The following is a 16741-nucleotide window of genomic DNA, read 5'->3' on the forward strand; positions in this document are numbered from 1 at the left end:
CAGGACCACCGCGCCAATGCGTTAAAAGGCTACGTTGCCAAACTCCGACAGGATAAGGTCGGGGTTGTGGTCGGTTGCCCAATCCACGTTCCACGGGCTCGTGAACAGCAGCAGCTTACCGCCGCGCATGTCCTCGACACGCAGCGTGTCGCGCGTGAGCGAAAGGCCCGGGATATCGATAGTGTCGGGGTCGTTCTGGATCCAGCGGATGTCCGTATAGGGCAGCGGCTGGCGACGAACCTCAACACGGTACTCAGCCTTGAGGCGGCGCTCGAGCACCTCAAACTGCAGCACGCCGACCACGCCCACGATGACGCTCTCCATGCCGGCACCCAGTTCGCGGAAAATCTGGATGGCGCCCTCCTGGGCAAGCTCCTCCATACCCTTGACGAACTGCTTGCGCTTGAGCGTGTCGACCTGCGTAATGCGAGCGAACATCTCGGGGGCAAACGTCGGGATCTGCGGATACTGCACGTGGCGCTTGCCGGAGCACACGGTGTCGCCGATGCTAAAGATACCCGGGTCGAAGAGGCCCACGATATCGCCCGCGTACGCCTCGTCCACGATGGCGCGATCGTCGGCCATCATCGACGTGCCCGTGGCGAGCTTAAGCTTGCGGTTGCCCTGCACGTGAAAGGCATCCATGCCGCGCTCGAACTTACCCGAGCAAATGCGCACAAAGGCGATGCGGTCACGGTGGTTCTTGTCCATGTTGGCCTGAATCTTAAACACAAAGCCGCTAAAGTCGTCGCGGCAAGGATCGACCGGCTCACTGGTGAGCGTATCGGTATAGGCGCGCGGCGTCGGGGCCAGACGCAGGAACTCCTTGAGGAAGGGCTCCACACCAAAGTTGGTGAGCGCCGAGCCAAAGAACGCCGGGCTCAGCTTGCCGCAGGCCACGGCATCCAAGTCGAGCTCGTCGCCGGCGCCATCGAGCAGCTCGATATCGTCCATTAGGTTCTTATGGTTCTCCTCGCCAATGAGCTCATCCATGGCGGGGTCGCCCAGCTCGGCCTCGACCTCGGCGACCTTCTTGGTGGCGTTGGCGTGACCATCGCCCTCAAAGGCGATAACGCGACGGGTCTGACGATCGAACACGCCGCGGAAGTTACGACCGCTGCCGATCGGCCAGTTCATGGGATACGTATTGATACCCAGGACATTCTCGATCTCTTCCATGAGCTCAAACGGGTCGCGAGCCTCGTGGTCGAGCTTGTTCACAAAGGTGAAGATGGGAATATGACGCAGCGTGCAGACCTTAAAGAGCTTTTTGGTCTGGGCCTCGACGCCCTTGGCGCCGTCGATGACCATGACCGCGGCGTCGGCGGCCATAAGGGTACGGTAGGTATCCTCCGAGAAGTCCTGGTGGCCGGGGGTATCGAGGATGTTGACGCAGGCGCCGTTGTAGGTGAACTGCAGCACCGAGGAGGTAACGGAGATACCGCGCTCCTTCTCGATGTCCATCCAGTCCGAGACGGCATGCTTGGCCGAGCTCTTGCCCTTGACCGAGCCGGCGGTCTGGATGCTGCCGGTATAGAGCAGCAGCTTCTCGGTAAGCGTGGTCTTACCGGCGTCCGGGTGGCTGATGATCGCGAATGTGCGGCGCGACGAGATTTCATCCGACAGGCTTGCCATGCGGATCCTTTCTTGCATTGAGTGCATTACGTCGTTGTAACCGCATTATTGTAGCCGCGAAACCTCGCTCTAGAGCGCCTATCAGGACAAATTCATCAGTTGGGGCCTGGGTAGCCGGCCCAATCAGCATTTGCCTCTTGCATAACTGTGCATAGTGTATATATACTGTGCTTACCGGTTATATACACGTGTAGCCCATCAGCTAAGGAGCCGCTGTGGACATCATCCTATCCAATTCGAGCGATAAGCCCATCTACGAGCAGATAACCTCGCAGGTCAAAGCTCAGATTTTATCGGGCACGCTCGCTGCGGGCGCCAAACTCCCCAGCATCCGTGCACTCGCGAGCGATCTTGGCGTGAGCGTCATCACCACCAAGCGCGCCTACGCCGACCTGGAGCAGCTCGGGTTTATCTGCACCGTGCAGGGCAAGGGCTGTTTTGTCGCCGAGGGCAACCAGGAGCTTTTGCGCGAAAACCAGCTCTGCCATATCGAAGAGCTACTTGCGAAAGCGGCGAGCCAAGCCGAAACCCTGGGCGTCACGCGCGACAAACTGCACGAGATGCTCGACCTGGTGGCCCCCGAAACCATGCAGTAGCCATCTGCAAGAAAGGCTATACCATGCAAAACTTGCTAGAACTCAAAGGCATCTCACGCACTGTAAGCGACCGCTTTTCGCTGCGCGACGTCACGCTTGCCGTGGAGCCCGGCCAGATCGTCGGCTTTGTTGGTGCCAATGGTGCCGGCAAAACAACGACGATTCGCGCCGCGCTCGGGCTTATCAAGCTCGATGCCGGCGAGGTGCACCTGTTTGGGCAGCACTGTGGCGCCGACGCGCCCGATGAGACACAGCGCTGCCTGCGCTCCCGCGTCGGTCTCGTCCTGGACACATGCCCCTTCCCTTCAACGCTCAAGGCGGGCCAGATCGAGGCACTCGTAGGCCCGGCGTACCCCACCTGGAGCCACGACACCTTCGCCAGCCTCATCGACCGATTTGGCTTGGATCCCAAGGCAAAGGTCAAGGACCTCTCCCGCGGCATGGGCATGAAGCTGCAGCTTGCCTGCGCGCTCAGCCACCAGGCCAAGCTGCTCGTTTTGGACGAAGCCACCGCGGGGCTTGATCCCATGGCACGCGAGGAGCTGCTTGATGAGCTGCTTGCCTTTGTCGCCGACGGCCAGCACAGCGTGCTGCTCTCGAGCCACATTACGTCTGACCTCGATCGCGCCGCCGACCGCGTCATCTGCATCGATAACGGCTCGATTGTGTTTGATCTGCCGCGCGAGGACATTACCGACCGAGCTGGCATCGCCCACTGTACCCAAGCACAGGCCGCCGAGCTTATGGCTTGCGTCGAAGGTGCCCGTGCCGCCCGCCACGCCTACAGCGTGGACGTACTCGTGCCCAACCGTCGCGAAACGCTCGAGGCCTTCCCAGAGATTCCCTGCGATCGGACAACCATTGATGACTATCTTCGCCTCATGCTGAAAGGGGCTTCGAAATGAAACGCGCCTTTATGTCCGAGCTCGCCATCGTTCGCACGCTTATCCCGAGCATCGCGGGCGTCAGCCTGTTCATCTTCGTCGTGCTAACCCTTGCCAACGCGTCGGATGGCGATTCCGGCATGAGCGCCGGCGCCTGCGCGGTCAGCGCCATGTCGCCCATCATAATCATGAACTCACTGGCTGGCTACGATAACCAAAACGGCTGGGAGCGCTATCGGGCAACGCTGCCGTTCTCGCGCAAAGACATCATCTGCGCACGCTACCTGTGCAGTATTGCTTTCTCGGCCGTCATGGCATGCGCAGCCGTGCTTTTGAACATCATCGCCCTTCCGTTCTTCAACAGCGCGGGCGTGGCCTCGACAGGACAAACCATCTTTGAGATCGCAATTGCCTCGGCAGCATCGATGCTCATCTCCCTCATGATGGTGTTCTTGGCACAGCCGCTGTTCTTCCGATTTGGACACATGGAGGCACTGCGCCTATCCGTTGGCCTGTTTGCCCTACTCGGATGCCTTACCATGGCAGCGCTGAGCTCCTCCAACCCCATCAGCAACTGGCTTATGTCGATTGCCGGGGCGAATCCCGATCCTGCCGTCCTTGGCTGTCTGTGTGCAGGAATTGCCGTACTGGCGCTCGCACTATGCGCAATCAGCTGCACCGTCAGCACCAAGGTTTATCGAGTACGCGATCTGTAGCCACACGAGTCTCAATCCGCGAAGGACGCGATCGCCCCCCCTCCCCGCAAATCCGTGGCAAAGGGCATGTCCCCGGCGTGCGCCACTGTACTACTTGCGCAGCGGCTTGGGCAGTGGAATGCCGGCGGCGATGACGGCCGCGATGATCATGCAGACGATACCCTTGAGTGGGAAGCACATGAGCAGCAGGCCCACGACCATGACCGGCTGACGCATGACCGCACCCATCGTCGATGCCGTGCAGACGGCGACGCAAAAGACCGGATCTGCGCCGGTGAGGATGGCAAGGCCATAGCCCAGGCTTACGCCCGAGAAGATAACCGGGAAGAAGTGACCGCCGCGCCAGCCCAAGTTGATAAGAGCGGGGGTCAGCATGGCCTTGACCAGACCGGTCAAAATAAGCACGCCAGCGGGAATGGTCAGATAGGTTTCCATGAGCACGTCGGCCTGGGTCTCGCCGGCAAACATGGTATAGGGCAGAACCGTGCCACAGATGGCGAGTGCCAAACCGGCCAGCATGGCCTTGACGACAGGACGCTCCCCTATTGCATGGGACAGTGCCTCGCTTGCATGCTCAGAGACAAAGTACAGCCAGCCGCAGACGGTGCCGATCAACGACAGAGGGACGAGCCAGGTAAGCTCTAGGTTGCCCACCTCGGCGGACTCGAACCTGGGCATGCCCATGCCGCCGCCCACAAGCTGTCCAAGCAGCAGGTAGGTGCCCAGACCGCCGGCAATCGCAATACCGTAGACCACCGTCTTTTGCGCCTTGGGCAGCTTGATGGTGATCTCGCCGGACGCGGACTCATCGTCGGCGTCTTCACCCTGGCCGTCGGTGCTACCGGCAAGCGGCGCCACAAAGCCAAAGACGGGCGCGGTAAAGAGTGCCGTCAGGGCAGCCTGGGTGCCCAGCAGCGTGAGCTCCCTAAACTCGGCGCCAAAGCGACGCATGCGATCGCCGACCCAGCTGCACAGACCCGCGATGACGCCGGTCAGGCCGGCCTCCGGTCCAATGCTGCCGCCAAACAGCAACGGCAGCAATGCCGCGAGCGAAAGCTTGCCCAGGTTGTCGTACGGGTAGCGCCCGTCTTGCTTAACCTTAGCCATCACCTGATTGAGGTCATCGGTCTTGGTGCCTGTCATCTTTTCGTACAGACCGATTAACAGGCCGCCCAGCAGGCAGACAAAAAACGGGTACGGCAAAAAGCCAAACGGGCCGCTGGCAAGCTCGGGCGAAGCGACGCCCAGCGCGTGTGGAATCTCGGTCCATAGATAGTCGATGCCGTGCTCCATCGCAAAGAAGAACAGCCAGACTGCGGCACCTGCGAACGCACCGGTCACGGCAACGCTAACTAAAAACAGCGCGCGGTTTGTGGGTTTGGCAAGGTTATCCATCGGGTCCTCCCGCGGTCAAAGTCGACATAGATACGTTTTATTGTAGAGCGAGTGTGGCCCAGACAAGCCAACCGTCTGCGCCGCAAACGGCACCATTGGGAGCCATAGTGGGGCAGGCTCAAGGCTTATCCGTTGATAATCGAGGCAATCTCGCGCAAATCGTCGGCAAAGTAGATGCCGTGCTGGCGCTTCAGGCTCGAAAGCCCCTTATCAATCATGTGCCCGAGCAGCGCCTTGAGGTCGTTGTAGTAACCGTTCAGGTTGTACAAAATGCACGGCGCATCGAGATGCCCCAACGACACCGCGGACATAACCTCGGCAATCTCCTCGAGCGTGCCCGTGCCGCCCGGAAATGCGATGAACGCATCGCCGAGCTCGATCATCTTGGCTTTGCGCTCGGCCATGTCGCTCGTCACGATAAGGTCGTCGATTCCGTCGTGTTGAAACTCTGCCTCGATAAAAAAGCTCGGCTCCACACCCGTCACATGTCCGCCTGCCTCGAGTACGCTATCGGCGAGCGCGCCCATCAGTCCCGATTTGGACCCGCCGTATACGAGCGCGTGTCCGTTGGCGCCAATCCAATTGCCCAGCTCCTGCACTGCGGGCAGAAACGCCGGGTCGTTGCCGACGCTCGCGCCCAGGTAGACGGTGATGTTCATATGCAATCCCCCTCGTCGTGACGCGCGGCACCCGTTCTATCGTTGCCGGCGACGGTATTCGCGCACGCGGCGCGACAAATCGGCGAGCTCATCGCGGTCGAGTTCTTCCAAATGCTCAAGATCGTCCATAAAGCGCGCCATGGTGTCCTTTTGGCGCATCTTGATAAGCGTATTGCAGTAGTTCACCGCCACGCCCGTAAGCATGGCGATATAGAAGATACTGATGACGCTTAGGATAACGGTAATGCCGCGGGCAACCGGCGTTTCAGCGGGGATATCGCCAAAGCCAATCGTCGAGACCGTCTCAAAGCTAAACCAGAGACCATCGCCAAACGTGAGGGTCGTGGGCTCGGACAGCCAGACAGCCGTCGAGCAAAGCAGATAGAAAATAAGAAACAGGCCCGTAATGCGTGCAAAGCCAGCCTGTCGCAGCACATCGGCAAGCGTCCTGAGCTTTTTCATCGCGACCCCTTCCACGGACAACCAATCACGTTCGCTCGGTATTGTCCCACGCCTCCCCAGCAAACGGAACTAGTCATTGGGGACGTTCTTAAATGACCAGTCAAACAAGAACGTCCCCAATGACTAGTCGTTTAAGAACGTCCCCGATGACTGCCGGGCGGGAGCGTTTAGCGGTACAGCTGCCGACTGGGCAGGCTGAGCTGGTATCCTTATGCGGTATTGTCTCGATTCGTTAGGATTGCATGTGAGAGCTGCCACTGTCCTTCGTTCAGTTATATGTCGCGCCCTGGCCATTGTGCTTGCCGCGCTTGCCGCACTGAGTTCCATCGCGCCTGTCCAGGCTTTTGCCGATGACTCTAGTCAGCCAGTCAAGACGGTCCGCGTCGGCTGGCTCGTCAACAACGAGGGCTTCCAGAACGGCACCCCCGGCGAGCGTCTCTCGGGATGGGGTTACGAGTACCTCCAGACCCTGTCGTACTACACGCCCGGCTGGCGGTACGAATACGTCTCCGGCACCTTCACCGAGCTTATGGACATGCTCGAGGCAGGCGAGATCGACCTCATGCCCAACATCTCCTACTCCGAGGAACGCGCCCAAAAGCTGCTCTTTTCCTCGAACCCCGAGGGCACCGAGCGCTACTACATCTACGCCAGGCCCGACCGTGACGACCTGGCCAAGGGTGACCCTCAAGCACTCCAGGGTCTCACCATCGGTTACAACTCCGGTGTTATGCAAACCATCGTCGGCCAGCAGTGGCTCGCCAACGAGGGAATCGCCTGCACATACAGGGAGTATGACGGAGGCTCCGTTCTCTTTGACGCGCTCGCAAACGGCGAGGTCGACGCCATCATCATGAACGACACCATTTCGTCGCCCGAGGCGTCGCCCATGTTCTACGTCGGTTCGAGCGATTACTACTTTGCCGTTCCCAAAAGCCGCCCCGACCTGATGGACAACATCAACTCCGCAATGGCGGCAATCAACCGCGTCAACCCCCGCTATAACGACGAGGTCAAATCGAACTATTCAGCGCAAAACAGCGGATCATCCTCGCTCACCGGCGATGAGCGCGCCTGGCTCAAGGCGAACAACAACACCATCACGCTCGGCTACATTACGGGCAAACTCCCCTACTGCAACGAAGACGAAGACGGCAAAATGGAAGGCTCGCTCGCATCGCTTGCGACGACGTTGCACGATAAATTTGGCATTACGGTCAAAACCGTCGCCTTTGATAGCTACAAGATGATGTCAAAGGCCCTGTCAAAGGGAAGCATAGACGTCGCGCTGCCGGTATACCGAGATTACTGGTTTGCCGAGCAATCAGGCGTTGTGCAGTCGGTATCGTTGGGGACCATATCCCTCACCGCCATCCACAGCGGAAGCAACCTGAACAAAGACCTTCAGAACATCGCCTGTACCAAATCATCGTTTATCAACCGAAACGTACTTGAAAGTCTGTTCCCCACAGCGACCGTGACCGAATACCGATCCGACGATGAAGCGTTCGACGCCCTCAGGAGGGGAACGGCGCGCTGCGTCGTCGCTCCCAGTTCACGCGTAAAAACCCTCGGCGATCGTTATGATCTCGAGGACTGCGAGACGGTCGAGCTCCCTGACACCTGCGAGCTCTCGTGCTGGATTTCGCGCGGAAAGCCCGAGCTGCTGGGAATCATCAACAAGGGCATCATCAATGCCGGAGAATCGCTCTCCGCAAGCAATTACTCCTCTACGTCGTACACGGCCCAGGAATCCAACACGCTTCAATTCCTTTATCGCAACCGCACCGCCGTTGCCTCCACCCTCATCGGTATGTTGTCGGTCAGCATCGTCCTGCTCATCTGGGCGCTCGTGCGCGCTCGAACCGAGCGCGAAAAAGCCGACGCCGCCAACGCCGCTAAGACGGCATTCCTCACGCGCATGAGCCACGACATCCGTACGCCGCTCAACGGCATCCTGGGCCTTATCGATATCGAGGAATTGAAGGAAGGCGATATCCAGGTCGCCCGCGAAAGCCGCGCCAAGGCTCGTGTTGCCGCCAATCACCTGCTCTCGCTGATTAACGACATCCTCGAGATGGGCAAAATTGAAGACCGCAAGATAACACTGGAACATGCGCCTTTTAACCTCAAAGAGCTCTGTGACAATACGCTAGTGCTGTGCAAGCTCCGCGCATCCGATAACGGCATCACCATGCAGGACAATAGTCTGCCATACACCACGGGGCCATACATGGTCGGCAGTCCCACCCATATCCGACAGATCATGATCAACCTGTTAGACAACAGCATTAAGTACAACAAGCACGGCGGCTCCGTCACCTTTAGCTCAAAGACCAAGCCACTCGATAACGGGCGCGCGCTCTTTTGCTTTAGCGTTTCGGATACCGGCATTGGCCTGACTTCCAAGTTTTTAAAGCATATCTATGAGCCGTTTGCCCAAGAAGGTAACGATGCGCGTAGCAAGTTCCAAGGAACCGGCATGGGCATGCCAATCGTCAAGTCGCTTATTGAACTGATGGGCGGCACCATCGAAGTCACCAGCGAGCTCCATGCGGGCACCTCGTTCTACGTGGAGATTCCGCTCGATATCGACAAGAACCCCCAGGCGCGGGCGAATACGGTCGAGGGGGCGCTCGACTGCTCGCTCGCCGACATGAACGTACTGCTCGCCGAAGACAACGAATTGAATGCCGAGATTGCCCAGGCGCTGCTAGAATCCGAGGGCATCGTGGTCACCCGCGCCGCCAACGGCAACGAAGTCGTCGATCTGTACCTGTCGCATCCCGCCGGCAGCTTCGATGCGATCCTGATGGACATTATGATGCCGGACATGGACGGCTATGAGGCAACCCGCACGATTCGTCTGAGCGAGAAGGTCGATGCAGCCGATATCCCCATCATCGCGCTCACCGCCAACGCCTTTGCCGAGGACTCCAAGGCGGCACATGACGCCGGCATGAACGCCCATCTGTCCAAACCGCTCGACTTTAACAAGCTCAAAAACATACTCGCCCGCATCAAGAAAAACGGATCCGTTTCGCTATAGTTTGTGCTCAACTACCACGCACGACCAGAAAGGAAGCCAACGATGTTTAGGCCCTTACGTCGAAAGAAACGCGCCATCACCGACGAGGAAGCGCGCGAGCTGCTCGCTACCTGCAAGCGCGGCGTCTTTGCCGTCAACGGCGACGATGGCTACCCGTACGCCATTCCCGTCAACTACTTCTTTGACACCGAGCACGACAAGATTTATTTCCATGGCGCCAAGGCCGGCCACAAGGTCGATTCACTCAAGCGCGATGACAAGGTCTGCTTTACCGTTTACGGCAACGAGTGGTACAAGGACGGTGACTGGGCTCCCTACGTTATGAGTACCGTGGTTTTTGGCCGCTGTCGCCTGGCGAATGACACCCCCGCGTTTATCGAGGATAAAGTCCGCCAGCTCGCGCTTAAGTACTACCCTTCTGCCGAGGAGGTCGAAGAGGAAATCGCCAAGGACATTAAGGGCGTCCGGCTCTACGAGATTACGATTGAGCATCTCTGCGGCAAGCAGATTCAAGAAAAGTAAGCCTCAAAAGCAAAACTCACAAATAGCAATATGGCCCGGTTCCAACCCACCTTGGAACCGGGCCATATGCTTATGAAGCGTCGGCAGCTATGTGCGCAAGCGCCTCGACGAGCTCTTGCGAGCTCACGGGTTTACTCAGGTGCGCGTCCATGCCCGCCTCGCGCGAAAGTCTGCGGTCGTCGGCAAAGGCGTTGGCACTCACGGCGATAATCGGCGTGGTCGCGGCATCCTCGCGATCGAGTGCTCGAATCCGACGCGTGGCCTCAAGGCCATCGATGCCAGGCATCATGATGTCCATCAACACCACGTCGTACTCGTGCGGTGCGCTCGCGGCAAACGCCTCAACGGCAGACTCGCCATCCTTAGCATGCGTCACGACGGCACCGGCACGGCTGAGTGTAAACTGCGCGATCTCGGCATTCAGATCGTTATCCTCTACGAGCAAAACGCGCAAGCCCTGGAGTGCATCGCCGTCTCCCGCGTCCACGCGCACAGCCTGAGGAATCTCGGAGCGCTTGCATTTCTCGAACGGCAGGCGGATGGTAAACGTCGTCCCCTGCCCCAAGACGCTCGTAAAACTCATGGTTCCGCCCATAAGCTCGACCAACTGTTTTGCGATAGGCGCGCCCAGGCCAGTTCCCGATGAAGCGCCTTCCACCTGTTGCCCCTCACGGCAAAACGGCTCGTAGAGGCGCTGTTGGAACTCCTCGCTCATGCCAATACCGTTGTCGGCGATCGTGTATTCATAGACGGGGACGCCATCCGCTGGCTCCACCTCGCGGCACACCAGGCGAACATAGCCGCCCTGGCGGTTGTACTTGACGGCATTGCCGGCAATATTGAGCAACAAGCGCTTGAGGTGCGTCACGCTCACCCGCGCATAGGGATGATTAAGCGTCTGCTGGTCGCAGATAATTGTCACCAGACGCTCCTCGGCCTGGCGCTCCAGAATATCGCGCACCTCGTGGTTGAGGGTCACCAAGTTTGTGGGAACAAGCTCCAGATCGATTTGCCCGCTCTCCAGGCGACTCATATCCAGGGCCTCGTTGGCAAGGTCGAGCAGCAGTCCCGATGCCGTCCAGATCTTTGAGCGGCACTCGGTCTGCTTTTGCAGATCGTCCGCATTGGCATCGCCAACCTCGACCATGCCGCGAATGCCGTTGATGGGCGTGCGCAGATCGTGGCTCATGCGACGCAGAAACTCCGTCTTTGCCGAGTTGGCAGACGAGGCCTCACGCGCCGCCTTTGCCAGCTTGTCGCCATAGTCGCGCTCCTGCTGCAGCAAGTCCGTCAAACGTCGACGATCAGCGCGGCGACGCACCGTCACAACAACGGCTATAACACCGCCGTAGAGCACCAGCACGCCGGCGGCAACAGCCGCGGCGACCTCAAAGTAGCGCTGCGCCGAGGCATAGGTGTACACATAGAATTTGTGCGCTTTTCCAAATGTGCCCAAATACCACTCGCCGTCGGCGTTAACCAATCTGACCTTACCAGCCAGGCATCGATCCTTAATACCGTCGACAATAAAGACATCCGTCGCAGGCAGATCGAACACGCCCAATACGGTGGGTTCAACGGCATTGGTCGCAACGACCTTGCCGTCGCTTTCGATCACGATATTGCCGCTATCGATGGTTTCATAGCCATCAAGCAAGCTCTGCAGTTTGAGTGTATTGCTTGCAACCGCTTTCGCGCTCTGATGCCTTACCGCGATAACGATGCCCTCGCCATCCTGCCGAGTCACGCAGCCAATGTCTGCGACCGAATCATCCGCAAGCGTGATGCGGGCGGTATAGGACTTAAGCGGATGAGTTGCCACCTCAAGCACGGGTGATTCTTTGAGATACGTAGCGAGCGACCCGTAGTCCACATCGCCCGTCGAGGACTCGGACACCAAATTGCCCGATGCGTCCGTCACGATCAGCGCGCTCACGTTGAACTGGTCGGCGTATTGCTCCAGCATGGCGTTATCCACCGAACCGTCGCGCTCCATATCGCGGGCAGCCTCTCCGGCGATCTCCATAACGCGAATCAGGTTTTTGGTCGTATAGGCGCTGTTGAATGCATCGTAGGAAAGGCTCTGCGTCGCCACGTAATCGACAACGTCGGCAAAGCGCTGCTCGGCTTGGGCCGTCGTGTAATCGTAGCTCATCATGCCGGCAACAACCGAGAGCGCTATCCCCAGCAGAGCGACAAGGAGCCATGCCCCTGCCGAACGATTGCCCCGCTCCTGAGCAGCGTGGTCGGGCGCATCGATCATGACAGGCCTCCATATTCAAAAATGGCGAAGGGTCATCGAAGTACTTTGACACCAGGCGTTCCATGGTGCCATCGGCAAGCATTTCTTGGTAGGCATGAGTGAGCTTGACGTCGATGCCACGCGTATCGTTGATATCGAAAGCGGTGCCCAAACCGACCTCTAGCAGCGGCTCATCCAAAATGCGATATGTCACACCATAGTCTTTTTCGTAGGTGAGGAACGAGGACTCATGCGCGGCGATAGCGTCGACCAGGCCCTCGACGAGCGCCGGGTTCAGGTATGAACCGTCCGAAAAGCTGTAGAGTTCCTTGATCTGCGGAACGTTTTCATTTATGCGATTGAGCAAAATGTCCTCGGGCTTGGTGGTGGACTGAACCGCCACGATCTTATCCTCAAGATCGGCAAGCGTGTAGATATCGCTCTGGGGATCGACCGCAACCACCTGGCGGCTCGCAAGGTACGGGCCGGCCCAACGATATTCGTTTTCGCGACCCGTCATACTAAAGCTGCCCATGACACAATCGAGTTCGCCGCTCGCCAGCAGCTCCTTCTTCTTTTCCCAGTCGATCAGCTGGTATTTTGGCTTGTAACCAATGCGAGCCAAAGCCTCGGTCAATATCTCGACATCCAGGCCAACGATATCGCCGTACTCGTCGGTATACACAAACGGTGGATAGAGGTCGCTGCCGACGTTGAGCGTCTTAAGGTTGTCGTCTTTGGCCTGCGAGGCATCCAGGCCTTCTAATGCAGACGTCGAGGCTCTGCCATTCGACCCGGAACAGCCGGCTATCGCTACGACAAAGGCGCACGCTACCGCAAGCGCAACAAACAACGAAATGGCAACCGAGCGACGGGACCTTTTCATCGAGCTCCATACGATCCTGTTTACAGACTGAAATGGTAAAAAATAATAGCAAACAAAACCACACGAGTGCCCAATGGCTACAGACGTTTTACCATGTGGGGCCTTCCAGCCGACTTGGCAGAAGGCCCCGCATGCAGTGCTCACTTACCGTGCATTAAAAACGTAGCGGTCCAGGCGGTCGCACGCTTCCTTTACGCGCGAAAGCGGCAGCGCCAGATTCACGCGAATGTGGCAGGGCCCGTGGAACGGGCGGCCGTCCTGATATCCCACGCCCACGCGCGCCCCCTCGTCGAGCAGCCACTGAATATCGCGGCCATGCTCGCGACACCACTCGGTGCAGTCCAGAAACACCATGTACGTGCCCTGCGGACGCGAATAGGACACGCCCTCAAAATGCCCGTCCACGTAATCGCAGAAGCACTCGATATTGCCGGCAAGCACCTGGTTGAGCTCGTCCACCCACTCGTAGCCCTGCGGCTGGTAGGCACCGATAAGCGCATGCATGGAGAGGACATTCATCTCGTTGTAGTGGGTCTTGTTGGACACGGCGCAGATGCGGTCACGCAGCGTCTCGTTGTAGACAATGTGGTAGCTGCCGACAAGGCCCGCCAGGTTAAACGTCTTGCTCGGCGCATAGAGGGCAACCGTGCGCATGCGGGCATCCTCGCTCACCGACTGCGTCGGGATGTGCTTGTGCCCCGGCAGGATGATATCGGACCAAATCTCGTCCGAAATCACCACGCAATCGTGCTGGCGATAGATGTCCATGGCGCGCTCGATTTCGTCGCGCTCCCATACGCGGCCGCAGGGATTGTGCGGCGAGCAGAACACCGCGGCATGGATGTGGTTTTGGGCGAGTTTGCACTCCATGTCCTCAAAGTCCATGCGCCACACGCCCTGATCGTCGAGCTTAAGCGGGCTATGGACAATACGATAGCCCGCGGCCTCAATGGACTTGGTAAAGCCGATGTAGGTGGGGCTGTGGACCAGCACCGCATCGCCCGGCTGGACATACGCGCGCAGCGTCGACACGACACCGCCCAGCACGCCGTTTTCGTAACCGATATGTTCAGGGCGCAGGCCCTCGACGCCATTGCGGCGGCTCTGCCATTCGATGATGCGGTCGAAATACTCGGAGCGCGGATTGAAATAGCCAAACATGGGGTGCTGGGCGCGCTGAATGATGTGTTCCTGGACCGTGGGCACCGTGGCAAAGTTCATGTCGGCCACCCACATGGGAATGCGGTCGAAGCCCTCGTCGGGTGCGTTCGGGGCCATACCGGGGATCTCACCCCAAGAGTCAACGGCGATGGCGTCCATGCCGTGGCGGTCGATGATTGAAGTGAAGTCGTATTTCATGCTGGACTCCCGTGCAAAGTTGATTGTTTTGGTAGGCGTTATTGTCCACCAGCGTGGGCGGTTTTGGCGCGGGGTTTGGCGCTTAATTTGACGGGTGCGGACGAATGGCTGGTTAGTCTTGCGCGTCGTTGACGGCAACTACGGTTAGCTGGGTTTCATCGACCGTAAACGATATGTCGAGCCCGGCGTAAGCCAGATGATAGACGCGGTGTGGCTCGTGCTTGCTGCCCGCGCGGCGCGGGTCTTGGCGAAGGACCTCGACCAAGCCGAGGAGCTTTGCGGGCGGGACCATATCCTGCAGTGCTTGCGGAAACTCAACATCGAGCTCTTGCCACGGAGCATCCTCGATCCAGCCTCCGGTCGCATCCGGGTGGCAGTCCGCAAACGGAATGTAGGGCTTGATGTCGTAGATGGGCGTACCGTCGCGCAGGTCGGCCCCCAACACATGGATGATGGGGCCATCGTCGGTGAGCTCGACACGATCAAGCTTGACGCAGGTGAGCCCGATGGGATTAGGGCGAAACGGACTGCGCGTGGCAAACACTCCCACACGTTCGGCTCCGCCCAGACGCGGCGGGCGCACGGTTTTCGACCATTTTGCGTTGGTGCCGGACCTGTCCTGCGTTTTAGCGTCGACGGCAATATCCTTAGCCGTGCCGCCGGGCGTTCCGTTTTCGAAGCGCCACAGCAGCCACAGGTGAGAGAAGGAGTCCAGGCCCTCAACCGCTGCATTGGAGGCAAATTCCGGCTCAAAAAAGATTCGTCCCTGCAGATGGGGCGCCAAAAAGCTGTTGCGCGGAATGCCGAACTTCTGCGGCAGGTCGGTATGTATGCGTGCGATAGGTTCCATGCCGGTCATTGTACGGCATGGAGGCGTGGGGCGTTGCGCGCAATTCTTCGCCGCGGTCCCCCGTCGTGCAACCAACGGTTGCTTGGAAGGGCGCCTGCCGCCGCGTATGCTTAAGCCATCAACCAGCAGAAAGGAGCCGCTATGGCCTTTGCAGAAAAGCTCATTGCTGTCCGTCGCGCCCATCACCTTACCCAAGAGCAGCTTGCCGCTAAGCTCTTCGTCACACGCCAGGCCATCAGCCGGTGGGAGCGCGGCGAGGTCACACCGGGCATCGACATGATGAAGCTCATCGCCGCCGTAACCGGAGAACCGCTGTCCCACCTGCTCGAAATGCCTGAGCACTATTGCCAGAGCTGCGGCATGATACTCACGCCCGACGACTGCGGCACCGATGCCACGGGCACCGCGACCGATCATTACTGCAAGTGGTGCTACGACCACGGCAAGTACACCTATGACACCACCATGGAGGCAATGATTGAGGATTGTGCCCCGCGCCTGGCACAAAACACCGGCATGTCGCTCGACGAAGCCGTCTCGCTCATGGGCGCCGTCCTGCCGCAACTGGAGCGCTGGCGCACCATGCAGGAAAACGAGGCGCGCTACGGTGCCGAGGCGCGGGCGCGCTACGGCGATGAGGCTATCGATGCAGCAAACGAAGCGTTGCTGGACATGGACCCCGAGACATGGAACGACATGAAGGAACTTGAACGCGCTATTCTGGGCCAGCTCTCAATTGCCATGGGCATTGGCGACCCAGAGAGCAACGAGGCTCGTAAGCTTGTCGCGATGCATCGTCGCTGGATTGCTCTCAACTGGGGATGCGAGCCCCAAGACGAGGCGTACCTGGGCCTCGCCCACGGTTATCTTGCCGACCAGCGCTTTGTTGACTACTACGACAAGCCCTGCGCCACCGGAGCCACGGCGTTTCTGGTCCAGGCCATCGAGTCTTCGTTGACGCGCGCATAGACCGCGGCGGCTTTGGGTATTTCAATCAAAACCTCAACCGATTGGAGACCTATGGCTACTAATCACGAGCTCGCGCTGTACGTTATGACCGGCTGCCCGTATTGCTTAAAGGTCAAGCACTTTTTGGCCGATAACGGCGTGACCATTCCCGAGCGCAATATCTCGACCGATTCCGATGCCGAACAGACACTCATCGCCGTCGGCGGAAAACGCCAGGTTCCCTGCCTGTTCATCGACGGCAAACCACTCTACGAATCGAGCGACATCATCGCGTGGGTGCAGGAAAACCTGCTCTAGTACGCACGCTCTGTCCGTCCAGGGCCCCAACCCATACGACCCAAACATGTACACCAGCATCCAAAGTCGACATTTTTCGACATCTTTGGATGCTGGCGTACAGCTTTTTGGTAGTCATGGACGCTCTTGGCCGGCTAATTGTTTGAGGAGACCTTTGGATTATGGCTGTTTGACGCCTCTGGAAAGGTTTCCGAGAGGGCTGTGGTCAAAAAAGGGCAAA

Annotated in this window: 15 protein-coding genes; 7 read left to right on the plus strand and 8 right to left on the minus strand. The window is 58.8% G+C overall.

Annotation, left to right across the window (positions count from 1 at the left end; genetic code table 11):
• Window positions 1-21: 21 nt before the first annotated feature.
• Window positions 22-1635 carry a peptide chain release factor 3 gene (locus AAA021_RS06230; protein ID WP_055252215.1) on the minus strand — a complete coding sequence of 538 codons (1614 nt, stop codon included), beginning with the start codon at window positions 1633-1635 and terminating at the stop codon, window positions 22-24.
• Window positions 1636-1850: 215 nt separating this feature from the next.
• On the opposite strand from AAA021_RS06230, the gene AAA021_RS06235 reads away from it, so the two are divergent.
• Genes AAA021_RS06235 through AAA021_RS06245 form a run of 3 tightly spaced genes read left to right on the plus strand, consistent with a single transcriptional unit; the run spans window position 1851 to window position 3831 of the window.
• Window positions 1851-2231 (plus strand): GntR family transcriptional regulator, encoded by a 381-nt coding sequence (locus AAA021_RS06235; RefSeq protein ID WP_117820855.1) that lies wholly within the window; start codon window positions 1851-1853, stop codon window positions 2229-2231.
• Window positions 2232-2254: 23 nt separating this feature from the next.
• Window positions 2255-3136 carry an ABC transporter ATP-binding protein gene (locus tag AAA021_RS06240; RefSeq protein WP_349088462.1) on the plus strand — a complete coding sequence of 294 codons (882 nt, stop codon included), beginning with the start codon at window positions 2255-2257 and terminating at the stop codon, window positions 3134-3136.
• Window positions 3133-3831, plus strand: a complete 699-nt coding sequence (locus tag AAA021_RS06245; protein WP_349088463.1) for an ABC-2 transporter permease — start codon at window positions 3133-3135, stop codon at window positions 3829-3831. Before AAA021_RS06240 ends, AAA021_RS06245 begins: the two co-directional genes overlap by 4 nt.
• Before the next feature lie 90 nt (window positions 3832-3921).
• Here the strand turns inward: AAA021_RS06245 and AAA021_RS06250 are convergent, their stop codons facing one another.
• The 3 genes from AAA021_RS06250 to AAA021_RS06260 form a co-directional block, all read right to left on the minus strand.
• Window positions 3922-5226 carry a chloride channel protein gene (locus tag AAA021_RS06250; protein ID WP_349088464.1) on the minus strand — a complete coding sequence of 435 codons (1305 nt, stop codon included), beginning with the start codon at window positions 5224-5226 and terminating at the stop codon, window positions 3922-3924.
• A gap of 125 nt (window positions 5227-5351) precedes the next feature.
• Complete coding sequence (locus AAA021_RS06255; RefSeq protein WP_349088465.1) at window positions 5352-5885, minus strand: TIGR00730 family Rossman fold protein; 534 nt, start codon at window positions 5883-5885, stop codon at window positions 5352-5354.
• A 36-nt stretch (window positions 5886-5921) separates the two neighbouring features.
• Window positions 5922-6347 (minus strand): potassium channel family protein, encoded by a 426-nt coding sequence (locus AAA021_RS06260; RefSeq protein WP_055286689.1) that lies wholly within the window; start codon window positions 6345-6347, stop codon window positions 5922-5924.
• Window positions 6348-6591: 244 nt separating this feature from the next.
• Here AAA021_RS06260 and AAA021_RS06265 point away from each other — a divergent pair, with 244 nt between their 5' ends.
• A complete protein-coding gene (locus tag AAA021_RS06265) occupies window positions 6592-9396 on the plus strand; it encodes a transporter substrate-binding domain-containing protein (protein ID WP_349088466.1) in 2805 nt (934 codons plus the stop codon).
• A 42-nt stretch (window positions 9397-9438) separates the two neighbouring features.
• Complete coding sequence (locus AAA021_RS06270) at window positions 9439-9918, plus strand: pyridoxamine 5'-phosphate oxidase family protein (protein ID WP_349088467.1); 480 nt, start codon at window positions 9439-9441, stop codon at window positions 9916-9918.
• A 70-nt stretch (window positions 9919-9988) separates the two neighbouring features.
• Here the strand turns inward: AAA021_RS06270 and AAA021_RS06275 are convergent, their stop codons facing one another.
• The 4 genes from AAA021_RS06275 to AAA021_RS06290 form a co-directional block, all read right to left on the minus strand.
• Window positions 9989-11944, minus strand: coding sequence for a response regulator (locus AAA021_RS06275; RefSeq protein ID WP_349088536.1), 1956 nt, complete (start codon window positions 11942-11944; stop codon window positions 9989-9991).
• On the minus strand, window positions 11889-13046 hold the full coding sequence (locus AAA021_RS06280; RefSeq protein ID WP_349088468.1) for an ABC transporter substrate-binding protein: 1158 nt from the start codon (window positions 13044-13046) through the stop codon (window positions 11889-11891). The genes AAA021_RS06275 and AAA021_RS06280 overlap by 56 nt, the downstream gene beginning before the upstream one ends.
• Before the next feature lie 144 nt (window positions 13047-13190).
• Window positions 13191-14405: an aminotransferase class I/II-fold pyridoxal phosphate-dependent enzyme gene (locus tag AAA021_RS06285; protein ID WP_349088469.1), complete on the minus strand. Its 1215-nt coding sequence runs from the start codon at window positions 14403-14405 to the stop codon at window positions 13191-13193.
• A gap of 112 nt (window positions 14406-14517) precedes the next feature.
• Complete coding sequence (locus AAA021_RS06290; protein WP_229028242.1) at window positions 14518-15255, minus strand: tRNA (N6-threonylcarbamoyladenosine(37)-N6)-methyltransferase TrmO; 738 nt, start codon at window positions 15253-15255, stop codon at window positions 14518-14520.
• 141 nt (window positions 15256-15396) lie between these two features.
• Here AAA021_RS06290 and AAA021_RS06295 point away from each other — a divergent pair, with 141 nt between their 5' ends.
• Together AAA021_RS06295 and AAA021_RS06300 are read left to right on the plus strand one after the other, a co-directional pair.
• A complete protein-coding gene (locus AAA021_RS06295; RefSeq protein WP_158558640.1) occupies window positions 15397-16224 on the plus strand; it encodes a TipAS antibiotic-recognition domain-containing protein in 828 nt (275 codons plus the stop codon).
• A 51-nt stretch (window positions 16225-16275) separates the two neighbouring features.
• Complete coding sequence (locus tag AAA021_RS06300) at window positions 16276-16521, plus strand: glutaredoxin (RefSeq protein WP_117763676.1); 246 nt, start codon at window positions 16276-16278, stop codon at window positions 16519-16521.
• Window positions 16522-16741 lie beyond the last annotated feature (220 nt).

The sequence above is a fragment of the Collinsella sp. CLA-JM-H32 genome (genome assembly GCF_040098165.1).
Classification (GTDB): Bacteria; Actinomycetota; Coriobacteriia; order Coriobacteriales; family Coriobacteriaceae; genus Collinsella.